Origin of the sequence: Mycobacterium sp. 852002-10029_SCH5224772, assembly GCF_001667315.1 — a bacterium.
Classification (GTDB): domain Bacteria; phylum Actinomycetota; class Actinomycetes; order Mycobacteriales; family Mycobacteriaceae; genus Mycobacterium.
The window spans coordinates 45247-68109 of record NZ_LZHT01000094.1 but is presented as its reverse complement, the minus strand read 5'-3'; the positions used below and the strand labels follow the sequence as shown (position 1 = coordinate 68109).

The window sequence follows — 22863 nt, the reverse complement described above, 5'->3', positions numbered from 1 at the left end:
GCCCAGCCTAATTGGTTGTTGGTGGTGGTTGGGGTTGGAAGGGTTCGTACCACCACCAGTCGGCGCGTTCGCCGGTAGGTCCGGGACATGGTGGGACGGCGGGTGGAGGTTGGGTTGGTGGGCGTGCCAGCGATCCCGGGTCCAGTGGTCGGCCGGCGTCGTCGGTGACGATGAGAGCCTCGGCGGGTCCGGTGATGGTGATACCGCCGCGATGGTGCAACCGGTGATGATACGGGCAGACCAGGACCAGGTTGGACAACTCGGTGGGGCCGCCGTCTTCCCAGTGCCGGATGTGGTGGGCGTGCAGGCCGCGGGCGGCGCCACAGCCGGGTATCGCGCACGTGGGGTCGCGATACTCCAGCGCGCGGCGAAGCCGCCGGCTGATCACCCGGGTGGTCCGCCCGGCGCCGATAGGCTCGCCGTGACGCTCGAACCAGACTTCACAGGTGGCATCGCAGCTCAGGTATTGGCGTTCGGCGTCGGTGAGCAGTGGACCCAGATGCAGTGCCGCAACACGCTGGGCAACGTCGAGGTGCATTATCACGGTGGTGTGCTGCCCGTGTGGGCGACGGGTGGCCTCGGCGTCCCAGCCGGCCTCGATCAGGCGCATGAACGCCTCAACCGCGCCCGGCAACGGCGGCATCTGATCTGAAACGCCGTGGCCCTCGCCGTGGTCGCGTTTCCATTCGCCGATCAGCGCCTCACGGTGAGACGCCAAGGCGGCGTCGAACTTCGCCGCATCATGGTGCGCAAGCTTGATCCGATAGCAGCTGCCGTCGTCGTCGGAGGTCTTGGTGATCGAGGGATGTGGTGCTGGCCGAGGGTCGGGTCGGGTTCGGGGTTCGAGTTTGATCGCGGTGCGCAGCTGGTTGACCGTGGCGACCGCGGCGAGTTGGGCGTAGCGCGCATCGGATCCCTTGCCCGCGTGTGCGGCGATCACCCCGACCTGATCCAGTGACAGCCGGCCCTCGCCCATGCCCGCCGCACACCGCGGGAACTCGTCGAGCCGGTGGGCGACCGTGGCGATGGTGTGGGCGTTGCCCGAAGAGCAACCCAGCTTCCAGGCCACCAACGCCGGCACCGACCGAGCCCCGGTGATCCCGCCCAGCCCGTCGCGGTCGATCTCGGCGATGATCTGCACGATGCGCGCATCGATCGCGTTGCGCTGACCGGCCAACTCCGCCAACTCCTCGAACAACACCCCCACACGCTGGGCAGGACTCAACGCCACCGGAGGCGATGCGATCGAGGACATAACGACATCATGGCAGCGGGGTACGACAAGTTTCGGCCGTCGATCCGCGCCGGTGCTCGACCGCTCGCCATCCACCCTGCGAAAAGCTCTTCCGCCGGCACTGAGGCCCCGCCGCTGGACGTCCAAAGACGTTGGATAGCAACGTCGTTGACGAGCCGGCGATGGTTTGGAGTAGCCGACCGCTGCGTGGGTACCCCATGGCTTCGAGCGCGCAACGTGAGGCCCGGTCGACCGGAAAAGAATCAATTACGCCAAGGCGGAACGTATCTTGAAAATCTGATCGGAGAAGAGGGGGTTTCGCGAGGTCGCCGACGTCGATAGGAGAACGGCAGCCATGACGGTAGACAATCTATTCGACGTTCCCGAGGCCGCGACCGATCTGATCGCGCTGCTCGCCGACGAGGGAGTCGCGCACTTCTTCATCAACCCCGGAACCGATTCCGCCCCGATCCAGGAGGCGCTGGCGGCGGCGCGCGCGGCCGACAAACCGAGTCCGCGGGCGGTGTTGTGCGTCCACGAGAGCATCGCCTTGGCGGCGGCGATCGGCCATCACATGGCCAGCGGCCGACCGCAGGCGGTCATGGTGCACGTCGATGCCGGGACGCTGAACCTGGGCGCTCAGCTGCACAACGCTCAGCGCAACGGGACTCCGGTCGTGGTGTTCGCCGGGCGCACCCCCTACAGTTGCGCGCCGGAGGTTCGCGGCCACCGCGACACCTACATCCATTGGCAGCAGGAGCAACTCGACCAGCCAGGCGTCGTGCGCAATTACGCCAAGTGGCACATGGAGGTCCCGCGTGGCCGGGAGCTGGCCCCGATCGTCCGGCGGGCATTCCAGGTCGCCCAATCCAGCCCGTCCGGACCTGCCTACGTCATGCTGCCCCGAGAAGCCTTGATGGAGCCCGGCGGCCGCGCGTTGCCGCGGCGGCTACCACCGGCCATACCGCCCGGCCCGGACCCGGGCGCGCTGGGCCGGCTGGCGGGGATCCTGGTCGCCGGGCAGCGGGTCGTCATCGTCACGTCCAGGACCGCCGCGGAACCCAACGCCGCGACCGTGCTGGCCCGCATCGCCGAATTGCTCGGTGCCCCGGTGATCGATCAGGGCGACCGCGCCAACCTGCCGCTCGGGCATCCCCTGCACGTGGTGGGCGACGCGGCCCCGCTGGAAACCGCCGACACCGTGCTGCTGCTGGACTGCGAAGTGCCCTGGGTGCCCGCGCAGCTGGCCCCGCCCGCGGATGCCCGCGTGGTGCAGATCGACGCGGACCCGGTCAAGGCGAGCATGCCGCTGTGGTCCTATCCGGTCGAGATCGCGCTGACCGCCGACACCCGGGTGACGCTGCTGCTGCTCGAGCAGACCCTGCTGCGGCTGGCCACCGACGAGCGACGCGAGAAGTGGAGCGCGCGGCGGCAGCGGGCCGAATTCGACATCGCGCAACGCCGCCGGGAGGCGATTCGCCGGGCCGCATCCGATCGCCCGGCGGACGCGCCCGACGCGATGCTGGCCGCGCTGGGCGGCGCGCTGCCGGAAAGCGCCGTGGTAGTCCAGGAGGCAGTGACCAACCGGCCCGCCGTGGCCCGCCAGATCCGGCGGCCGCCGGGGCACTTCTTCGACACGGGCGCGCCGGCATTGGGCTGGGCGCTCGGGGGCGCCTTCGGCGTCAAACTGGCCCGGCCGGAGGCGCCCGTCGTCGCGATATGCGGTGACGGGTCGTTCAACTTCGGCGTGCCCACCGCGGCGTTGTGGTCGGCGCACCGCCACGGCGCCCCCTTCGTGACGGTCGTCTTGAACAACCACTCGTACCTGGCCTCCAAATTGCCCGTGACGGAGCTGTACCGGGATGGAATATCGGTGCGGGAGAACGATTTCCCCGAGACTCGGCTCACACCGGACACCGATTACGCCGCCCTGGCGCGGGCCTGCGGAGGTAGCGGAGCAAGCGTGACCACGCAGGCGGAGATGCGTGAGGGCATCGGCTGGGCGCTCGCCGAGGCCGACCAGGGCCGGTGCACGGTGCTCGACGTGCGGTTGCCGCAACCCTGACGCGCCTCAGTGATGATGCCCGGGACGGTCGGGGTCGGGGGAGCCGCCCATCATGCGCAGCATCGGCACGCCCCCGGAGGAGATGAACCGGACGACCAGCATGCCCGCGAGCGCCAGGAAGGCGATGTTGAGGAAGGTCGTGTAGTTCCACGAGATCGACGCCTCCAGCACGGTCGCGTTGCGCTGCGCGGGGATGAGATTGGCTGTGCCGAAGATCAATTCGACCAAATATCCGGCGACGACCATCGCGGCGTAAAACGTGCCGAGCAATGTCAGCATCATCTTGGTGCCGTAGTACTTGCGGTAGATGTTCAGGATCGGAACGATCAACAGGTCGGCGTAGATGAACGCGATGACACCGCCGAAGCTGATGCCCCCGTTCCACAACACCGCGGCCAGCGGGACGTTGCCGATCGAGCACACAAAGGACACGATCGCCACGACGGGGCCCACGATCGGACCCCACAGCGCCGACCAGACCGGATGATCCACCAAAAAGAAGCTCTGCCAGAACTTTTCGGGAACCCACGCCGCGACGGCGCCGGCGATCAGCAAGCCCAGAACCAGGTCGCGCAGGATCGCGAGCCACTCCATCACGAACACGTGGGAGACCGAGGTGAAGCCCGCCGGGGAGAACAGCCGTCGCCAGAACGAGCCGTCCCCCTTGATTGACATGTCCATGGCGGCATGGCCTTCCATCGACCCGGCGATTCCCCGCTCGGCCTGCTCGCGGGCGGCGTCGACAAGTCGCGAACGCACGAACAGCCGGAACAGGACGGCGAGCGCCACGATCATCAACGGGCCGCCGACGAACTCTGCGGCGGTGAACTGCCAGCCCATCAGCAGCGCCAGGATGATGCCCAACTCCACCACGAAGTTGGTGGACCCGATCTCGAACGCCATCGCGGCGGTGAAGTCGGCGCCCTTGCGGAACAGCGATCGCGCCAACGCCACCGCGGCGTACGAGCACGACGACGACGCCGCCCCCAGCCCGGCGGACACCGCCAGGGTGCGCGGGCGATCGTCACCCATCAGGGCCACGATCGTCGAGCGCCGCACGACGGCCTGCACCACCGCCGAGAGGGCAAAGCCCACGATCAGCGCCCACAGAATTTCCCAGGTCATCGATCCGGCAAGCGTCAGGGCGTGCCCGATCGCCGATAGCACCGTCATCACTGAACCTCCTGCGGTGAGCCGCTGGCGCGAGGTGTGTCCGTTCCGGCGCGTCGGAGTATACCCCTTGGGGGTATTTTGGCGCGGGCCGCGATGGTGCGGCGGCTTCTCCCACCCTAGAATCGCTGGCAAACAGCCGGGCCCGGGTGCGTCGACGCAAAACCCACACCTGGGCAAACGCCGCGGCGGCGGGGCCCGGCGCGTCCAGGCGTTTAGGGCGCCGGGAACGGGCAAATACCCGACACACCGGTGTCGCCACCGCTGTCACAGAGACAACACCAGGCACACTGGTAACAACAGGAGTTTTGCAGACGCCAGGAGGGTACGGCCGTGTATCGAGTGTTTGAAGCGCTGGATGAATTGAGCGCCATCGTCGAAGAAGCCCGCGGCGTCCCGATGACGGCCGGCTGCGTGGTGCCCCGCGGCGACGTGCTGGAGCTGATCGACGACATCAAGGACGCCATTCCGGGCGAACTGGACGACGCCCAGGACGTGCTGGACGCGCGCGATTCCATGCTGTCCGACGCCAAGACGCACTCCGAGTCCATGGTTTCCTCGGCGACCACCGAGTCCGAGGCGATGCTCAACCACGCGCGTGCGGAGGCGGACCGGGTGCTGTCCGACGCGAAGGCGCAGGCCGACCGCATGGTGGGCGAAGCGCGCCAGCACAGCGAACGCATGGTCGGCGAGGCCCGCGAGGAGTCGGTTCGCATCGCCACCGCGGCCAAACGCGAGTACGAGGCCAGCGTCGGTCGCGCCCAGGCCGAAGCCGACCGGCTGCTCGAAAACGGCAACATCTCCTACGAGAAGGCCGTGCAAGAGGGCATCAAAGAACAGCAGCGCCTGGTATCGCAGAACAGCGTGGTGGAGGCCGCCAACGCCGAGGCGACCCGGCTCATCGACTCGGCGCACGCCGAGGCCGACCGGTTGCGGGGCGAATGCGACATCTACGTCGACAACAAGCTCGCCGAGTTCGAGGAATTCCTCAACGGCACCCTTCGCTCGGTGGGGCGTGGCCGCCACCAACTGCGGACCGCGGCCGGGACGCACGACTACGCCGTGCGCTAGCGTTTCGCGGCCGGTTCACCCGGCGGGCGAGCGCGCTGGAATTGTGCGGCCGGCGCCGTAGGATTTCCGATATGACGCGCCAGCACAGCAGATCGTCGACTCGCGGCGCAGGGCCACGGCTATCCGGGCCGCTGACGTTCGACATCACCCGGCTGGGGCGGCGCCCCGGCGCGATGGTGACCCTGCGGAAAACCGTGCCCAGCCACGCGCGCATCGGCCTGGACATGATCGCGATCGAGGCCGGCGCCCCCCTGGAGCTGGACCTTCAGGTTCAGTCGGTGTCCGAGGGCGTGCTGGTGACCGGGACGGTGACCGCGCCCACCGCCGGCGAATGTGCGCGGTGCCTGACCCCGGTCGACGGCCGGGTGCAAGTGCGGCTGACCGAACTGTTCGCCTACCCGGACAGCACTACCGAGGCGACCACCGAGAAAGACGAGGTCGGCCATATCGTGGACGACACCATCGACCTCGAGCAGTCCATCGTCGACGCGGTGGGGCTGGAACTCCCGTTCTCGCCCGTGTGCACGCCGGATTGCCCGGGCCTGTGCCCCGAATGCGGGGTCGCGCTGGCCGCCGAGCCCGGCCATCAGCACGACCGCATCGACCCGCGGTGGGCCAAGCTGGCGGGCATGGTCACGCCCGAGGCGGACGAGTCGCGGGGTGAGCGGTGAGTTCTCGGCAGGCTCTGCTCGACGCCCTCGGGGTTGAGCTGCCCGACGAACTGCTGTCCCTGGCACTGACGCATCGCAGCTACGCCTACGAACACGGCGGGCTGCCGACCAACGAGCGGCTGGAATTTCTTGGCGACGCCGTGCTGGGCCTGACCGTCACCGACGAGCTCTACCACCGCCATCCGGACCGCAGCGAGGGGGACCTGGCCAAGCTGCGGGCCAGCGTCGTCAACACCCACGCGCTGGCCGGCGTCGGGCGAAAGCTGTGCGAGGGCGGCCTCGGGGCGCACCTGTTGCTGGGGCGCGGGGAGGCGAACACGGGTGGCGCGGACAAGTCGAGCATCCTGGCCGACGGCATGGAATCGCTACTGGGCGCGATCTACCTCGCGCACGGGATCGACGTGGCGCGCGAGGTGATTCTGAGGCTGTTCGGCCCGCTGCTGGACGCCGCGCCGACGCTGGGGGCCGGGCTGGACTGGAAGACCAGCCTGCAGGAGCTGACCGCGGCCCGCAGCATGGGCGCGCCGTCCTACATCGTCACCTCCACCGGCCCCGATCACGACAAGGAGTTCACCGCGGTGGTCGTGGTGGCGGACATCGAATACGGCTCGGGCGTGGGCCGATCCAAGAAGGAAGCCGAGCAGAAGGCCGCGGCGGCGACCTGGAAAGCGCTGGAAGCGCTGGACACCGCGGGGACGACGTCCATCTAGATGGTGCCCGTCTAAATGCCCGAACTGCCCGAAGTCGAGGTGGTGCGCCGCGGCTTGCACGCCCACGTCGTCGGCAAGACGATCACGGCCGTCCGGGTGCATCACCCGCGCGCGGTGCGCCGCCACGAGGCGGGGCCCGCGGACCTCACCGCGCGGCTGATGGATGATCGGATCACCGGCACCGACCGGCGCGGCAAGTACCTGTGGCTGCTGCTGGACAGCGACGCGGCGCTCGTCGTCCACCTCGGCATGAGCGGGCAGATGCTGCTCGGTACGGTGCCGCGCGCCGACCATGTGCGGATCTCCGCACTGCTCGACGACGGGACCGTGCTGAGCTTCGCCGACCAACGCACCTTCGGCGGGTGGATGCTCGCCGACCTGGTCGAGGTGGACGGCAGCGTGGTGCCCGAGCCCGTCGCGCACCTGGCGCGGGACCCGCTGGATCCCCGGTTCGATGCCGAAGCGGTGGTGAAAGTGTTGCGGCGCAAGCACTCCGAGATCAAGCGGCAGCTGCTCGATCAGCAGGTGGTGTCGGGCATCGGCAACATCTACGCCGACGAGGCGCTGTGGCGGGCCAAGGTGCACGGGGCGCGGATCGCCGACACGCTGAGCCGCGCGACGTTGACCGCCGTGCTGGACGCGGCGGCCGACGTGATGCGCGATGCGCTGGCCAAGGGCGGGACCTCGTTCGATTCGCTGTACGTCAACGTCAACGGCGAATCCGGGTACTTCGACCGCTCACTGGACGCCTACGGCCGCGAAGGCGAAAGCTGCCGCCGCTGTGGCGCGGTGATGCGCAGGGAGAAGTTCATGAACCGCTCGTCGTTCTATTGCCCGAAATGTCAGCCGCGTCCGCGAGGTTGAGCGGCCTTCGGCGACGCGGGATCACTCGAAGATGTCGCGGCGGCGCCGGGTCCCGGTGGGCAACGCCGGGTCCACGAACCACTCGTGGCTGAACAGCGCGCCGAACACCTGGGGCGGCAACCGCAGCAGCAGCCCGTACGCGCGCGCGGCCGGACCGGAACTGCCGATCTGGGAACGGTGGGCGGCAAAAGCGTCTCGCTTCTGGCGTGCGAAGCGAAAGACGTTGACCCGGTGGGTGATTGTCGCGCGTGGAGCGTACGCGCCGCGGACGATGTCACGTTCGTACGGTCCGGGAAGCCGCAACAGGTGCGCGAGATCGCTGACACGAAGCAGCATTTCGCGTGGCATCGTCACCTCGAGCACCCGGGGGATCGCGGCGAGTTCGGCGGCGCGCTTGCCGACGTGATGCACCTGCACATGATCACGGTGGCCGTAGCCGCCGTTGGGCTGATAGCTGAGCAGCAGATCGGCGTCCTCGTCGCGAAGGATGGTGGCCAGCCGCCCCGCCGCCTCGTCGAGATCCGCCCGCCCGAATCGGGTGCGCCCGGGTGGATCCGGGTAGAACAGGGGGCCATAACCGCTATCGGCGTAGCCGAGACACTCCACCCGCTGCGCTCCGAGAATACTTGCGCTCGAACGTAATTCGCCCAACCGGTTGTCGTCCTCGTTGTGGACCCGCCCGTCGGTCGCGGTGACCACGACGACGCGGTGTCCGGCCGCCGCCGCGCGCGCGAGGGTGCCGCCGGTGAGGACGGCCTCGTCGTCCGGGTGGGCGTGGAACGCGACGACGGTGGCCATGCCAAGCAGTATGCCCGCGTGTCACGACACGGGTGCCCGGTAGAAATGAGCCATGGCCGAACTATGGGTGGAACGCACCGGAACTCGCCGCTACACGGGATACAGCTCGCGGGGAGCGCAGGTGCTCGTCGGCTCCGAGGACGTCGACGGCGTGTTCACGCCCGGCGAGCTGCTCAAGATCGCGCTCGCGGCCTGCAGCGGGATGTCCAGCGATATGCCGCTGGCCCGCCGGCTCGGCGACGACTACAAGGCGGTCATCAAGGTGTCCGGCGCCGCCGACCGCGAGCAGGAACGTTATCCGCTGCTCGAGGAGACGCTGGAGCTGGACCTCTCGGCGTTGACCCCCGACGAGAAGGAGCGCCTGCTGGTCGTGGTCAACCGGGCCGTCGACCAGGTGTGCACGGTCGGGCGCACCCTGAAGTCCGGCACCACGGTCAACTTCGAGATCACTTCCGGGGCCACCGATGTCGGAGCCTGACGCCCGGCTGACCGCCCGGGTACACGGCAACGTCCAGGGGGTCGGTTTCCGCTGGTGGACGCGCTGCCGGGCGCTGGAGCTCGGCCTCACCGGATACGCCGCCAACCAGGCCGACGGCTCCGTGCTGGTGGTCGCCCAGGGGCCACGCGAGGCCGGCGAAAAACTGCTGGACCTGCTGCAAGGCGGCACGTCGTGGCCCGCCCAGCCCGGGCGCGTCGACAGGGTCGTCGCCGACTGGTCGCCGCCCCGGGAGCGTTTCGAGGGGTTCGTCGAGCGGTGACGCGGCTCGGGCGCGTCACACCAGCCACAGCCACACCGGGGAGGTCTCCCATGTTCGACGCGCCAACGTGCTGGCGCCGGCCGCTAGCACGTTTCAGAAGGGGCAATCCGCCGCGTCCTCGTGGCTGATGTGACCACTGTGACCAGTGCGCCGCCCGGCGAAACCGCCGGCATATTTCGGGCCGGCCGACACCCCTCGGTGAGCCTGCCCCGGGCGGTTTGAGCGGTAGTCTGGCTCGCCGTGTACCTCAAGAGTCTGACGCTGAAGGGCTTCAAGTCCTTCGCCTCGCCGACGACTCTGCGTTTCGAGCCGGGCATCACCGCGGTGGTCGGGCCCAACGGTTCGGGCAAATCCAACGTCGTCGACGCCCTGGCCTGGGTGATGGGGGAGCAGGGCGCCAAGACCCTGCGCGGCGGCAAGATGGAGGACGTCATCTTCGCCGGGACGTCGTCGCGCGCCCCGCTGGGCCGCGCCGAAGTCACGGTCACCATCGACAATTCCGACAACGCGCTGCCCATCGAATACTCCGAGGTCTCGATCACCCGGCGGATGTTCCGCGACGGCGCCAGCGAATACGAAATCAACGGCAGCAGTTGCCGTTTGATGGATGTTCAGGAACTGCTGAGCGACTCCGGGATCGGCCGGGAGATGCACGTGATCGTCGGACAGGGCAAGCTCGACGAGATCCTGCAATCGCGGCCCGAGGATCGCCGCGCGTTCATCGAAGAGGCCGCCGGTGTGCTCAAGCACCGCAAGCGCAAGGAAAAGGCCCTCCGCAAGCTGGACGCGATGTCGGCGAACCTGGCCCGCCTGTCCGACCTGACCACCGAGCTGCGCCGTCAGCTCAAACCGCTGGGCCGCCAGGCCGAGGTGGCCCGTCGCGCCCAGACCATCCAGGCCGACCTGCGCGACGCCCGGCTGCGGCTGGCCGCCGACGACCTGGTCAACCGCCACGGCGAGCGCGAGGCCATCTTCGAGGCCGAGGCCGCCATGCGGCGCGACCACGACGAGGCCGCTTCGCGGCTGGCCGTCGCGTCCGAGGAGCTGACCGCACACGAAACCGCCGTGGGCGAGCTCTCCGGTCGCGCCGAGTCGGTGCAACACACCTGGTTCGCGCTGTCCGCGCTGGCCGAACGGGTGGCCGCCACCGTGCGCATCGCCAGCGAGCGGGCCCAGCACCTCGACGTCGGGCCGGTCGCGGCCAGCGACACCGACCCCGACGCGTTGGACGCCGAGGCCGAGCAGGTCGCGGTCGCCGAGCAGCGACTGCTGGCGGAATTGGCCACGGCGCGCACCCGGCTCGACGGCGCCCGCGCCGAGTTGGCCGAACGCGAGCGCGAAGCCGCCGAGGCCGACCGGGCCCACATGGCGGCGGTGCGTGCCGAGGCGGATCGGCGTGAAGGCCTGGCGCGGTTGGCCGGTCAGGTGGAGACGATGCGGGCGCGCGTCGAGTCGATCGACGACAGCGTCGCGCGGCTGTCCGAACGCATTGAACAGGCCGCCGCCCGCGCCCAGCAGGCCAAGGCCGAATTCGAAACCGTGCAGGGCCGCGTCGGTGAACTCGATCAGGGCGAGATGGGCCTCGACGAGCACCACGAACGCACCGTGGCCGCAATGCGGTTGGCCGACGCGCGGGTCGCCGAACTGCAGTCCGCCGAGCGGGACGCCGAACGCCAGGTCGCGTCGCTGCGGGCCCGCATCGACGCGCTCGCCGTCGGGCTCGAACGCAAGGACGGCGCCGCCTGGCTTACCCAAAACCATCCCGGCACAGGGCTTTTGGGTCCGATGGCCAAACTGGTTAAGGTCCGCTCCGGCTACGAAGCGGCGCTGGCCGCGGTCTTGGGATCGGCGGCCGACGCGCTGGCCGCCGAGAGCTTCGGCGCGGCCCGGTCCGCGGTCGCCGCGCTCAAACAAGCCGACGGCGGGCGCGCCGCGCTGGTGCTCGGAGACTGGCCCGCCGATCACCCCGACCCGCAGACCGCCCCGGCGGGGGCGCTGTGGGCGCTCGACCTGATCGATGCCCCCGCGCGGCTGCGCGGGGCGATCACGGCCATGCTCTCGGGCGTGGCGGTGGTCGGCGACCTGGACCGGGCGCTGACCCTGGTGGCGGAGTATCCCCGGTTGCGCGCGGTCACCCTCGACGGCGACCTGGTGGGCGCCGGCTGGGTGAGCGGCGGCTCCGATCGCAAGCTGTCCACGCTCGAAGTGACCTCCGAAATCGACAAGGCCGGCGACGAGCTGACCGCCGCGGAGGCCCGGGTGGCTCAGCTGAGCGCGGCGCTCTCCGGCGCGCTGACCGAGCAGGCCGCCCGGCAGGACTCCGCCGAACAGGCGCTGGCCGCCCTCAACGAATCCGACAGCGCCATCTCGGGGATGTACGAACAGCTCGGCCGGCTCGGTCAGGAAGCCCGCACGTCCGAAGACGAGTGGAGCAGGCTGCTGCGGCAGCGCGAGGAGCTCGAAGCGGGCCGGACCCAGACCGTCGCCGAAGTCACCGAACTGGAAACCCGGCTGCGTAACGCCCAGGAGAACCGGCAGGTGCCGGCCGACGAACCCGTGAACCGTCAGCAGATCGCCGCCGCCACCGAAAACGCGCGCAGCGTCGAGGTGGAGGCCCGGCTCGCGGTGCGCACCGCCGAAGAGCGCGCGAACGCCGTGCGCGGGCGGGCGGATTCGTTGCGCCGCGCGGCCGCCGCCGAACGCGAAGCCCGGGTGCGCGCCCAGCAGGCGCGTGAGGCGCGACTGCGCGCGGCCGCGGTGGCGGCGGCGGTGGCCGACGCCGGCCGGTTGCTGGCGCGGCGGTTGAGCGGGGTCGTCGAGGCGGCGTCGGCGATCCGCGACGCGCTGGCCGCCGAGCGCCAGCAGCGCGCGACGGCGATGGCGGCGGTGCGCGACGAGGTGAACGCGCTCAGCGCCCGGGTGGCCGCGCTGACCGACTCGCTGCACCGCGACGAGGTGGCCAACGCCCAGGCGGCGATGCGGATCGAGCAGCTCGAGCAGATGGTGCTCGAGCAGTTCGGCATGGCGCCCGCCGATCTGGTCGCCGAGTACGGACCGGAGAATCAGCTGCCGCCGACGGATCTCGAAATCGCCGAGTACGAGCAGGCCAAGGAGCGCGGCGAGCAGGTCTTCGCGCCCGCGCCCATTCCCTACGACCGGGCCACCCAGGAGCGCCGGGCCAAGCGGGCCGAGCGCGAACTGGCCGAACTGGGCCGGGTCAACCCGCTGGCGCTGGAGGAGTTCGCCGCGCTCGAGGAGCGCTACAACTTCCTGTCCACCCAGCTCGAGGACGTCAAGGCCGCCCGCAAGGACCTGCTCGGCGTGGTCGACGAGGTCGACGCCCGCATCCTGCAGGTGTTCAGCGAGGCCTACACCGACGTGGAGCGCGAATTCACCGAGGTCTTCACCGTGCTGTTCCCCGGCGGCGAGGGCCGGCTGCGGCTGACCGACCCGGGCGACATGCTCACCACCGGCATCGAGGTGGAGGCCCGCCCGCCGGGCAAGAAGGTCACCCGGCTCTCCCTGCTGTCCGGTGGCGAGAAGGCGCTGACCGCGGTGGCCATGCTGGTGGCGATCTTCCGGGCCCGCCCGTCGCCGTTCTACATCATGGACGAGGTGGAGGCCGCCCTGGACGACACCAACCTGCGCCGGCTGATCTCGCTGTTCGAGCTGCTGCGGGCGCGCTCGCAGCTCATCATCATCACCCACCAGAAGCCGACGATGGAGGTCGCCGACGCGCTCTACGGCGTGACCATGCAGGGCGACGGCATCACCGCGGTGATCTCCCAGCGGATGCGCGGCCAGCAAGTGGAGCAACTGGTCACGACCTGATCGGCGGCTCGGGACCGTTGCCAGGCCCGGTGACCGACCGGCACCGGACCGCTTGAAACAATGTCAGCGTGTCCCAAGGTCTTTGGATCGCGCTCGCGGTCCTGATAGTTCTAGCCGTCCTGGTCGCGCTGGTCCTCGGCCTGCTGCGGCACCGCCGGCGCCGGATCAGCTTCTCGACCCGGACCGAACCCGGGGCGATCGACCGCTCCGGCGGCTACACCGCGTCCTCGGGCATCGCCTTCAGCCAGACACCGACCGCTGCGCCCGCCGAGCGGCTCGACACCACCGGGCTGCCCGCGGTCGGCGACGACGCCACCATTCCTCGCGACGCGCCGCGGCGCACCATCTCCGACGTCGGCCTCCCCGAACCCGAGACCGTGACGCCGCCGCCCCCGGCGCCGGAGGCCCCGGCCGCCCCCGTGGCGCCCGAAGCCCCGGCGGCCCCGGAGATCGAGGAGATCGCGCCGCCCGAGGGCCGCCTGGAACGGCTCCGCGGCCGACTGGCCCGCTCGCAGAGCGCGTTCGGCCGGAGCATGCTGGGCCTGATCGGCGGCGGCGACCTCGACGAGGACGCCTGGCAGGACGTCGAGGACACGCTGCTCGTCGCCGACCTGGGCCCCGTGGTCGCCGAATCGGTCATCGCCCAGCTGCGCGCCCGGCTGGCCGGCAGCGGCGTGCGCACCGAGGCCGACGCGAAGGCCGTGCTGCGCGACGTGCTGATCACCGAGCTGCAACCCGGCATGGACCGGTCGATCCGGGCGTTGCCGCACGCCGACCATCCATCGGTGCTGCTGGTCGTCGGTGTGAACGGCACCGGCAAAACCACCACCGTCGGCAAGCTGGCCCGGGTCCTGGTCGCCGACGGACGACGCGTCCTCCTGGGCGCCGCCGACACCTTCCGGGCCGCGGCCGCCGATCAGCTGCAAACCTGGGCGTCGCGGGTGGGCGCGGAGGTGGTGCGCGGTGCCGAAGGCGCCGACCCGGCATCGGTGGCGTTCGACGCCGTCGACAAGGGCATCACCGCGGGCGTCGACGTGGTGCTCATCGACACCGCGGGCCGGCTGCACACCAAGGTCGGGCTGATGGACGAACTCGACAAGGTCAAGCGCGTGGTCACCCGGCGCGCCGCGGTCGACGAGGTGTTGCTGGTGCTCGACGCCACCATCGGGCAGAACGGGCTGGCCCAGGCCAGGGTGTTCGCCGAGGTCGTCGAGATCACCGGCGCCGTCCTGACCAAGCTGGACGGAACGGCCAAGGGCGGCATCGTCTTTAGGGTCCAGCAGGAGCTCGGAGTGCCGGTCAAGCTGGTCGGCCTCGGCGAGGGCCCCGACGACCTCGCGCCGTTCGAACCGGCCGCGTTCGTCGACGCGCTGCTCGGCTGACACGCCCGTCGCGGTGCGTGGGACGTTAATCCCGCCGAAACACGACGGCACCATCTCCGAAACAACCGTTGCGCAATCTTCTCAATCAGGTCGTCAGACGCGTCTGTGACGGCCAGTCGCGGCCCCGACCGGAGGAGATTGCGAGTGACATACCCGATGCTGGGCCAGCCCAACACCGGCGATACCGCCTGGATGCTGGCCAGTTCCGCGCTGGTGCTGTTGATGACGCCGGGTCTGGCGTTCTTCTACGGCGGTATGGTGCGCGCCAGAAGCGTGCTGAACATGCTCATGATGAGCATCAGCGCGATGGGCGTGGTCACCGTGCTGTGGGTGCTCTACGGCTATTCGGTCGCCTTCGGCGACGACGTCGGCAACTTCGTGGGGAAGCCGACGTCCTACTGGGGCCTGAAAGGCCTCATCGGTGTCAACGCGGTGGCCGCCGATCCGACCAAAGGCACTGCGGCAACGGACATTCCACTCGCCGGCACCCTGCCCGCCACCGTGTTCGTGGCATTCCAGCTGATGTTCGCGATCATCACGGTCGCGCTGATCTCAGGCGCGGTGTCCGACCGGCTGAAATTCGGCGCCTGGCTGGTGTTCGCCGGCCTGTGGGCGACGTTCGCCTATTTCCCGGTCGCCCACTGGGTTTTCGCGTTCGACGGCTTCGCCTCCGAGCACGGCGGCTGGATCGCCAACAAGCTGCACGCGATCGACTTCGCCGGCGGGACAGCGGTGCACATCAACTCCGGTATGGCGGGCCTGATGCTGGCCATCGTGCTGGGCAAGCGGCGCGGCTGGCCCACCACGTTGTTCCGGCCGCACAACCTGCCGTTCGTGATGCTCGGCGCCGGATTGCTGTGGTTCGGGTGGTACGGGTTCAACGCCGGATCGGCCACCAGCTCCAACGGTGTCGCCGGGACGACCTTCATCACCACGACGGTCGCGACGGCCACCGCGATGCTCGGCTGGATGCTCACCGAACGCATCCGTGACGGCAAGGCGACGACGCTGGGGGCCGCGTCGGGCATTGTCGCGGGCCTGGTGGCCATCACGCCCTCCTGCTCGTCGGTCAACGTCCTGGGCGCGCTGGCCGTGGGCCTGGTCGCCGGGGTGGTGTGCGCGCTGGCGGTCGGCCTGAAATTCAAGTTCGGCTTCGACGACTCGCTCGACGTGGTCGGGGTGCACCTGGTCGGCGGCCTGGCCGGCACGCTGCTGGTGGGCCTGCTTGCCGCCCCGGAGAGCCCGGCCATCAACGGCGTCACGGGGGTGTCCAAGGGTTTGTTCTACGGCGGCGGCTGGGCTCAGCTCGAGCGGCAAGCGGTCGGTGCGTTCAGCGTTCTCATTTACTCTGGGGTGGTTACGCTGATCCTGGCCTTGATCCTGAAGTACACCATCGGGCTTCGTCTCGACCCAGAAGCGGAAGCCGGGGGTATCGACGAGGCCGAGCACGCCGAGAGTGGTTACGATTTCGCGGTGGCTACCGGCTCGGTGCTCCCGCCCCGGGTCGCTGTCGCGGACACCCGCAACGGCGTGAAGGAGGACCGAGTGGGCGACAAAGTGGAGGCAGAGCAGTCATGAAGCTGATCACCGCGATCGTAAAGCCGTTCACGCTCGATGACGTGAAGACCAGTCTCGAGGACGCGGGCGTCCTGGGGATGACGGTCAGTGAAATCCAGGGCTACGGACGGCAGAAGGGTCACACCGAGGTCTACCGCGGTGCCGAGTACTCCGTTGACTTCGTGCCCAAGGTGCGGATCGAGGTCGTTGTCGACGACTCCATCGTCGACAAGGTCGTGGACAGCATCGTCCGCGCGGCGCGCACCGGCAAGATCGGTGACGGCAAAGTGTGGGTCAGTCCCGTGGAAACCATTGTGCGCGTGCGCACCGGCGAGCGCGGAACCGATGCGCTATGACATTTTCCGTCAATTGCTGATCCAACCCGGGCGGGCCGCGAGGGCATGACCCCGAACGGCTCCGATCCGCCCGGGCACCCAGCGGGGACAGGAAGCGCCGGCGGGGCAGTCGATTTGGCTGCCTCGCGGCGCCAACTGCTGTCCGAGGGTGCCAAGCTGCACGCCGCCGAACTGCGCCACGCCTGGCTGGATCTGCACGAATCCTGGCTGATGGCCAAGGCGGCCGAGATCGAGATCGACGACGACAGCGGCTTCGCGATCGTCGGCATCGGCGGGTTGGGCCGTCATGAGCTGTTGCCGTATTCGGATCTGGATCTGATGCTGTTGCACGACAACAAGTCCGACGACGTGCTGGGCAAGGTCGCCGACAGGCTGTGGTATCCGTTGTGGGACGCCAACGTTCGGCTCGACCACAGCGTGCGGACGGTGTCGGGGGCCCTGGGTGTCGCCAACGCCGACATGATCGCGGCGCTGGGAATGCTGGACGCGCGCCACATCGCCGGCGACGCGCGGCTGTCCGAGGAACTGATCGCGGGCGCAAGACGTCAGTGGCGCAGCGCAATTCGCTCCCGGATGGACGAGCTTGTCGCAATGACGCAGGCCCGCTGGGAACGCTGCGGTCGGATCGCGCAGCGGGCCGAGCCGGACCTGAAATCGGGCCGCGGCGCCCTTCGCGACGTGCAATTGCTGGACGCGCTGGGCGTGGCCCAGCTCATCGACCGCCACGGCATGGCCCGCCCGGAATCGCCGGGCGGCTCGTTGGACGACGCCCACCTGACGCTGCTCGACGTGCGCACCGAGCTGCACCGGGTATCCGGGCGCGGACGCGATCAGCTGCTGGCCCAGTACGGTGACGAACTCAGCGCGGCGTTGCACATCGGTGACCGATTCGACTTGGCCCGCAAGCTATCCGACGCCGGCCGCACCATCGCCTATCACGCCGAGACGGGACTGCGCACCGCCGAGAACGCGCTGCCGCGCCGCGGCGTGTCGGCGTTGGTACGCCGGCCCAAGCGCCGCCCGTTGGACGAGGGCGTCGTCGAATACGCGGGGGAGATCGTGCTCGCCCGCGACGCGCGCCCCGACACCGATGTGGGACTGGTGCTGCGGGTGGCCGCCGCGTCGGCCGACACCGGGCTGCCGATCGGCGCCGCCACGCTGAGCCGACTGGCCGCCGGCGCGCCCGAGATGCCGGTGCCCTGGCCGCGGGAGGCATTGGACGACTTGCTGGTTGTGCTGTCCGCCGGGCCGACGACGGTGGCCACCATCGAGGCGCTCGACCGCACCGGCCTGTGGGGCCGGCTGCTGCCCGAGTGGGACGCGATCCGCGACCTGCCGCCGCGCGACGTCGCGCACAAATGGACGGTGGACCGCCACGTCATCGAGACGGCGGTCAACGCCGCGCCGCTGGCCACCCGCGTGGCGCGGCCCGACCTGCTCGCGCTCGGTGCGCTGCTGCACGACATCGGCAAGGGCCGCGGCGTCGATCACAGCGTGCTCGGTGCGGGCCTGGCATTGGATATCGGCCCTCGGCTGGGGATCTCGCCCGCCGACGCCGAAACGCTCGCGCAACTGGTGCGCCACCACCTCCTGCTGCCCGTGGCGGCGACCCGAAGTGATCTGAACGATCCCAAAACCATTGAGCGCGTGTCGAAAACGCTCGACGGAGACCCGCTGCTCCTAGAAGTGCTGCATGCGCTGACCGAAGCCGACTCCAAGGCCACCGGCCCCGGGGTGTGGAGCGAATGGAAGGCGTCCCTGATCGAGGAGCTGGTCCGGCGCTGCCGGATGGTGATGGCGGGGGAGCCGCTTCCGAAGGCTGAACCGACTGCGCCCCAATATCTTTCGCTTGCCGCCGATCGCGCGGTCCACGTGGCGATCAAGCCCAGCGGCGGCGAGCGGCTCGACGTGGTGATGGCCGCGCCGGATCAGCGGGGATTGGTCTCCAAGGCCGCCGCGGTGCTGGCGCTGAACTCGCTGCGCATCCATTCGGCATCGGCGAGCACCGACGCGGGTTTCGCGGTCGTCGAATTCGTGGTGTCGCCGCTGTTCGGTTCACCGCCGGAAGCGGGCCTGCTGCGCCAGCAGTTCACCGGCGCGCTGGCCGGTGATGTCGACGTGTTGGCCACGCTGGAGAAGCGCGACAGCGACGCCGCCGGCGCGACGCGGGCCGGCGAGGTTCAGGTCGGGGTGCCCGTGACGCGCTCGACCGCACCGCCGCGCATTCTGTGGGTCGATACGGCCACGGTGGGCCAGCTGATCGTCGAAGTCCGCGCCATGGACCGCCTGGGGCTGCTCGCCCTGCTGACCCAGGCGCTGGAACGTGCGGGAACCGACATCATTTGGGCGAAGGTCAACACATTCGGGTCGACGGCGGCCGACGTCTTCTGTGTGACGGCCCCCGAGGCCGGGCACGGCGCGCGAGACGCGGTTGAGAAAAGCCTGCTCGCCGCGCTGGGCGGCCCTGCGGTCGAAGTGCTCGAGGAACCCGTCGGCGATTAACCCTGATTACGACGGCGGTGCCGGGTGATCATCGCAACTTCTGGGCGAATTCAATGATGTTGCCATCCGGGTCGGCGATGTGGAGCGTCCTTTCATGCCATGGCCGGTCCATCGGTCCGTTGAGGATCTCGACACCGAGGTCGCTCAACCGTTCCGCTTCCTTGTCTACGTCGTCGATCACAAAGCCGATCTCGCCGCACGGCGGGTGGCCGCCTTCGCGGCCGATGAGCTCCGGCAGCTTCGACCGTTCGAAAAGCGAGAATTTGGTGTTCGCCATCTCGAATTCGACATAGCCGTCGCCCTCGATGCGTACTTTGAGCCCGAGCACATCGCGGTAGAAGGTCACCGAGCTCCTGAGCGATTCGACATATTGGATGACGTAGTCCACGCGACGCATGAAATACATAGTATCGACGAACGCTGCCACACGGATGACGACAATGGATGAGGAGCAGCGGGTGGTCGGCAATGATTCGGAAACAGTGCGCTGCAGCCGGTTTCGCCGGCTCTAGCCCAAGCCGAACCGCAAAACCACTGCGGCTCTTCCGAGTTCGTTGAATCCGGTCTCAATGTCTTACGAAAATACCGGTGCGCCACACAGCGCGAGCCGGCTCACCGGTCGCCCTCGGCATCGGCCGTATCCAGGCGAACGACCCGCATCTTGCCGTGGGTGAGGCAGGCAGCATATCCGTGGTGTTTGCTGTACAGCTCCCATGCAGTGAGGTTGTCGTTCGACGGCACGTCGATCTTGTGATCGTCGGAGAATTCGAGATGGAGATCTCCGGCGTCGTCCCAGGCGGCACCTGTGCAGATTGACCCGGAGAAATCGAAGAGCGCACGCAGTTGGTCCGCTGGATCGTTCGGGTCGATAGCGACTACTTCGGCGGCCGAGGTTTCGATGGCGGGCAGAGTCAGACGCATCGGTGCCGTAATCACAAGCTCGTTGTAGTCCTCGAAATTCAGCACCAGCCCGTCGCGGAACATGATCCGCTGCACCGCACAGCCCTCGAGCCACTGCTCGATCACTTTCTGTTCGGTCATAAATCCACTCTGACCCCAATTTGTCACATGCACAAGCGGGTACGTCATGCGTGCAAGGGCGGAAAATGCCGCGCCTTAACGCGGCCGCAACGGCACCACGGAAGGGGTCCAGCCGGCCGGTTCGCTTGTACCGATCATCGCCGTTCGGACACGCCCTGGCTCACGACGGCTCGGCGTTGAGCCGGCGCGCGGCATCGATGCGCGCCCGCAACTGTTCGCGGCTCGCCGCGGCGATCGGGGGGCCGCCGCAGCGGCGCCGCAGTTCGTTGTGAATCCAGCCGTGCGGCTTGCCGGTCCGGTGATGGGCGATCGAGACCAGGGTGTTGAGCTCGCGGCGCAGCTCGCGAAGCTGCCCGTGCACCGTCGCCGACGGGGCCTCGCCGGTCGCCCCGGGTTCCCTGGGCGGCTGGGCCCGTTTCTGCAGCTGCTCCTCCTGCCGCTGGTGCAGCAGCGCCCGCATCTGCTCGGCGTCGAGCAGCCCGGGGATGCCGAGGTAATCCGCTTCTTCGTCGCTGCCGGCCGGGGCGGCGGTGCCGAATGACGATCCGTCGAAGATGAGCTGATCGAGTTCCGCGTCGGCGCCCAGCGAGGTGAACCCCTTGTCGAGGTCGCTCTTCTCGTCCTGCGTCTTGGTGGCGGGATCGCCGTCGAGGGGATCGCCCTCGGATTCCCGGTGCGGCTCGCCGAGCACGTGATTGCGCTGGGCCTCCAGCTCGCTGGCCAGCTGCAGCAGGTTGGGCACCGACGGCACGAAGATGCTGGCGATTTCGCCCTGGCGGCGCGACCGCACGAACCGGCCGATGGCCTGCGCGAAGAACAGCGGCGTCGACGCGCTGGTGGCGTAGATCCCGACCGACAGGCGCGGCACGTCGACGCCTTCGGAGACCATGCGCACCGCGACCAGCCAGCGGCTGGTGCCCGCGGCGAATTCACTGATGCGGGCCGACGAGCCGGGGTCGTCGGAGAGCACCAGGGTCGGCGCCTCGCCGGTCAGCTTGGTCAGCAGGACGGCGTAGGCGCGGGCCGCGGTCTGATCCGAGGCGATGACCATGCCGCCGGCGTCGGGGATGTGCGTGCGCAGCTGGCGCAGCCGCAGATCCGCGGCGGTGATCACCGCCGGCATCCATTCGCCGGCGGGATCCAGCGCGGTGCGCCACGCGCGCGCGGTCTGCTCGGCGGACAGCGGTTCGCCCAACCGCGCGGCGTGTTCCTCGCCGGCGCTGTCGCGCCACCGCGCCTCCCCCGAGTACGCGAGGAAGACCACGGGCCGGACCACGCCGTCGGCGAGGGCGTCGGTGTAGCCGTAGGCGTGATCGGCCTGCGAGCGCCGAATCCCATCGGGGCCGGCCTCATAGGTCACGAACGGGATGGGGCTGTCGTCGCTGCGAAAGGGCGTGCCCGTCAGGGCGAGCCGGCGGGTGGCGTCGTCGAAGGACTCGCGGATGGCGTCGCCCCACGTCTTGGCGTCCCCGCCGTGGTGGATCTCGTCGAAGATGACCAGCGTTTTGCGCTGCTCGGTGCGGACCCGGTGCAGCGTCGGATGCGCGGCGACCTGAGCGTAGGTGACCATGACGCCGTGATACTCCGGCGCGATCCGCGGGTTGCTGTTGGAGAACCTCGGGTCCAGCGCGATGCCGTGCCGCGCCGCGGCCTGCGCCCACTGCACCTTGAGGTGCTCGGTGGGCACCACGACGGTGATCTGCTCGACGGCGCGCTGCCCGAGCAGTTCGGCCGCCACCCGCAGCGCGAACGTCGTCTTGCCGGATCCGGGCGTGGCCACCGCCAGGAAGTCGCGCGGCTGGCCGGCGAGGTATTTCACGAGCGCCCTGCGCTGCCAGCCGCGCAGTGCCGCGCTGCCGCTGTCGTCGCTATGGTCGGTGTCGGTGCGCGCCTGGATGCTGCTGGCCGGCATCGACACAGGCCCCCCAATCGTTGCTGTTCGACACGGCCAGCTCGGTTGAGTGGCGGCTGTGAAATCTAGCACGCCAACGCTTTTCGGTGTTGGAGCGACTCGACTCGCTATCGCGCGTGGGTCACCGCTTCATGGGTTTGCAGCCAGTCGCGGATGCGTTCGGCGACGTCGGCCCAGCCCGGTTCCAGCATCATGTTGTGGCCCATGGAAAAGAATTCCGGCTCGGTTCCGTAGGCGCGCGCCGTGTTGCGCACCTCGCGGACGCTGACGAAGCCGTCGTACTCGGCGCCCAGGACCAATATCGGCGTCGTCACCCGCTTGGTTCTGACGCGGCGGATGATCGGATCGGTCATGGCGGCGCGCACGCTCTCGGCCCCGGCCTGTTGCCGGCAGGCTTCGACGACGTCCTCGGGCGTGTCGGCGCAGAACAGGTATTCGCGGGCCAGCGCCGGGGTGGCGAGGAATTTCAGCAGCGTGGGATCGCTCCACGATTCCATCGTCATCGACGGCCGGCGGCGCCAGACCCGCAACGCCAGGGTGAGCACGCCCTGCGGCGGCACGGAACCCACCAGCACCGCGGCCGGGGCGCTGCGCTCTTCGAGGTAGCGCTGGATCACGAAGCCACCCAGCGAATGGCCGATCAGGATGGGCCCGCCACCGAGGTCGTCGGCCACCGAGCGGACGTCCTCGATGTAATCGGCGATGGAAACCTTGCGCAGCGGCTTCGGCGCGGGGCTGGTGCCGTGCCCGCGCAGGCTCACCGCGACCGTCCGGTAGCCGGCGTCGGCGAAGAAGTCCTGGAAATGTTGCCAACACCACGCGCCGTGCCACCCGCCGTGGACGAAGAGTAGGGGAACCGGGTGCTCGGCGGTGCAGGAGCCTTTGTCGATCACCTCGAGCATCAGGTCATCCCTTCGCTAGCCCCTTGCCGAAACATAAGC

The 22863-nt window shown here is 69.3% G+C and carries 19 protein-coding genes; 12 read left to right on the top strand and 7 right to left on the bottom strand.

Annotated elements, in window-relative coordinates; genetic code table 11:
- Positions 1 to 7: 7 nt before the first annotated feature.
- Complete coding sequence (locus tag A5775_RS17055; protein ID WP_067254881.1) at positions 8 to 1255, bottom strand: HNH endonuclease signature motif containing protein; 1248 nt, start codon at positions 1253 to 1255, stop codon at positions 8 to 10.
- A gap of 334 nt (positions 1256 to 1589) precedes the next feature.
- On the opposite strand from A5775_RS17055, the gene A5775_RS17050 reads away from it, so the two are divergent.
- Entirely contained in the window at positions 1590 to 3299 is a 1710-nt protein-coding gene (locus A5775_RS17050) for a thiamine pyrophosphate-requiring protein (protein WP_067254878.1), read from the top strand.
- A gap of 6 nt (positions 3300 to 3305) precedes the next feature.
- Here the strand turns inward: A5775_RS17050 and A5775_RS17045 are convergent, their stop codons facing one another.
- Positions 3306 to 4472: a permease gene (locus A5775_RS17045; RefSeq protein WP_067254875.1), complete on the bottom strand. Its 1167-nt coding sequence runs from the start codon at positions 4470 to 4472 to the stop codon at positions 3306 to 3308.
- A gap of 330 nt (positions 4473 to 4802) precedes the next feature.
- Here A5775_RS17045 and sepIVA point away from each other — a divergent pair, with 330 nt between their 5' ends.
- The 4 genes from sepIVA to mutM all read left to right on the top strand — a co-directional run bounded on the left by sepIVA (position 4803) and on the right by mutM (position 7785).
- Positions 4803 to 5540: a cell division protein SepIVA gene (gene sepIVA, locus A5775_RS17040; protein ID WP_067254872.1), complete on the top strand. Its 738-nt coding sequence runs from the start codon at positions 4803 to 4805 to the stop codon at positions 5538 to 5540.
- Between the two features lie 71 nt (positions 5541 to 5611).
- Complete coding sequence (locus A5775_RS17035) at positions 5612 to 6211, top strand: DUF177 domain-containing protein (protein WP_197512660.1); 600 nt, start codon at positions 5612 to 5614, stop codon at positions 6209 to 6211.
- Positions 6208 to 6921, top strand: coding sequence for a ribonuclease III (gene rnc / locus A5775_RS17030; protein WP_067254868.1), 714 nt, complete (start codon positions 6208 to 6210; stop codon positions 6919 to 6921). Before A5775_RS17035 ends, rnc begins: the two co-directional genes overlap by 4 nt.
- A 15-nt stretch (positions 6922 to 6936) precedes the next feature.
- Complete coding sequence (gene mutM, locus A5775_RS17025) at positions 6937 to 7785, top strand: DNA-formamidopyrimidine glycosylase (protein ID WP_067254865.1); 849 nt, start codon at positions 6937 to 6939, stop codon at positions 7783 to 7785.
- A 21-nt stretch (positions 7786 to 7806) separates the two neighbouring features.
- On the opposite strand, the gene A5775_RS17020 is transcribed toward mutM, so the two are convergent.
- Positions 7807 to 8583, bottom strand: coding sequence for a PIG-L deacetylase family protein (locus tag A5775_RS17020; RefSeq protein WP_067254862.1), 777 nt, complete (start codon positions 8581 to 8583; stop codon positions 7807 to 7809).
- 52 nt (positions 8584 to 8635) lie between these two features.
- Here A5775_RS17020 and A5775_RS17015 point away from each other — a divergent pair, with 52 nt between their 5' ends.
- From A5775_RS17015 to A5775_RS16985, 7 genes are all read left to right on the top strand, one after another.
- Complete coding sequence (locus A5775_RS17015) at positions 8636 to 9061, top strand: OsmC family protein (protein WP_067254859.1); 426 nt, start codon at positions 8636 to 8638, stop codon at positions 9059 to 9061.
- Positions 9048 to 9341, top strand: a complete 294-nt coding sequence (locus A5775_RS17010; protein WP_067254856.1) for an acylphosphatase — start codon at positions 9048 to 9050, stop codon at positions 9339 to 9341. The genes A5775_RS17015 and A5775_RS17010 overlap by 14 nt, the downstream gene beginning before the upstream one ends.
- Positions 9342 to 9581: 240 nt before the next feature.
- Positions 9582 to 13172 (top strand): chromosome segregation protein SMC, encoded by a 3591-nt coding sequence (gene smc / locus A5775_RS17005; RefSeq protein WP_067254854.1) that lies wholly within the window; start codon positions 9582 to 9584, stop codon positions 13170 to 13172.
- A gap of 68 nt (positions 13173 to 13240) precedes the next feature.
- Entirely contained in the window at positions 13241 to 14554 is a 1314-nt protein-coding gene (gene ftsY, locus A5775_RS17000) for a signal recognition particle-docking protein FtsY (RefSeq protein ID WP_067254851.1), read from the top strand.
- A gap of 156 nt (positions 14555 to 14710) precedes the next feature.
- The gene (locus tag A5775_RS16995) at positions 14711 to 16132 is read left to right on the top strand and encodes an ammonium transporter (RefSeq protein WP_067254848.1); all 1422 of its coding nucleotides are present in this window, start codon (positions 14711 to 14713) and stop codon (positions 16130 to 16132) included.
- Positions 16129 to 16467 carry a nitrogen regulatory protein P-II gene (gene glnB, locus A5775_RS16990; protein ID WP_003878721.1) on the top strand — a complete coding sequence of 113 codons (339 nt, stop codon included), beginning with the start codon at positions 16129 to 16131 and terminating at the stop codon, positions 16465 to 16467. The genes A5775_RS16995 and glnB overlap by 4 nt, the downstream gene beginning before the upstream one ends.
- A gap of 45 nt (positions 16468 to 16512) precedes the next feature.
- On the top strand, positions 16513 to 18969 hold the full coding sequence (locus tag A5775_RS16985) for a [protein-PII] uridylyltransferase (RefSeq protein WP_082953060.1): 2457 nt from the start codon (positions 16513 to 16515) through the stop codon (positions 18967 to 18969).
- Positions 18970 to 18997: 28 nt separating this feature from the next.
- Here A5775_RS16985 and A5775_RS16980 read toward each other — a convergent pair whose 3' ends face one another.
- The 4 genes from A5775_RS16980 to A5775_RS16965 all read right to left on the bottom strand — a co-directional run bounded on the left by A5775_RS16980 (position 18998) and on the right by A5775_RS16965 (position 22824).
- On the bottom strand, positions 18998 to 19366 hold the full coding sequence (locus A5775_RS16980) for a VOC family protein (RefSeq protein WP_067255035.1): 369 nt from the start codon (positions 19364 to 19366) through the stop codon (positions 18998 to 19000).
- Positions 19367 to 19581: 215 nt separating this feature from the next.
- Entirely contained in the window at positions 19582 to 20010 is a 429-nt protein-coding gene (locus A5775_RS16975) for a DUF6188 family protein (protein ID WP_067254843.1), read from the bottom strand.
- Positions 20011 to 20170: 160 nt separating this feature from the next.
- On the bottom strand, positions 20171 to 21928 hold the full coding sequence (locus A5775_RS16970) for a DEAD/DEAH box helicase (protein ID WP_067254840.1): 1758 nt from the start codon (positions 21926 to 21928) through the stop codon (positions 20171 to 20173).
- Positions 21929 to 22029: 101 nt separating this feature from the next.
- A complete protein-coding gene (locus tag A5775_RS16965; RefSeq protein WP_067254837.1) occupies positions 22030 to 22824 on the bottom strand; it encodes an alpha/beta hydrolase in 795 nt (264 codons plus the stop codon).
- Positions 22825 to 22863: the final 39 nt, after the last annotated feature.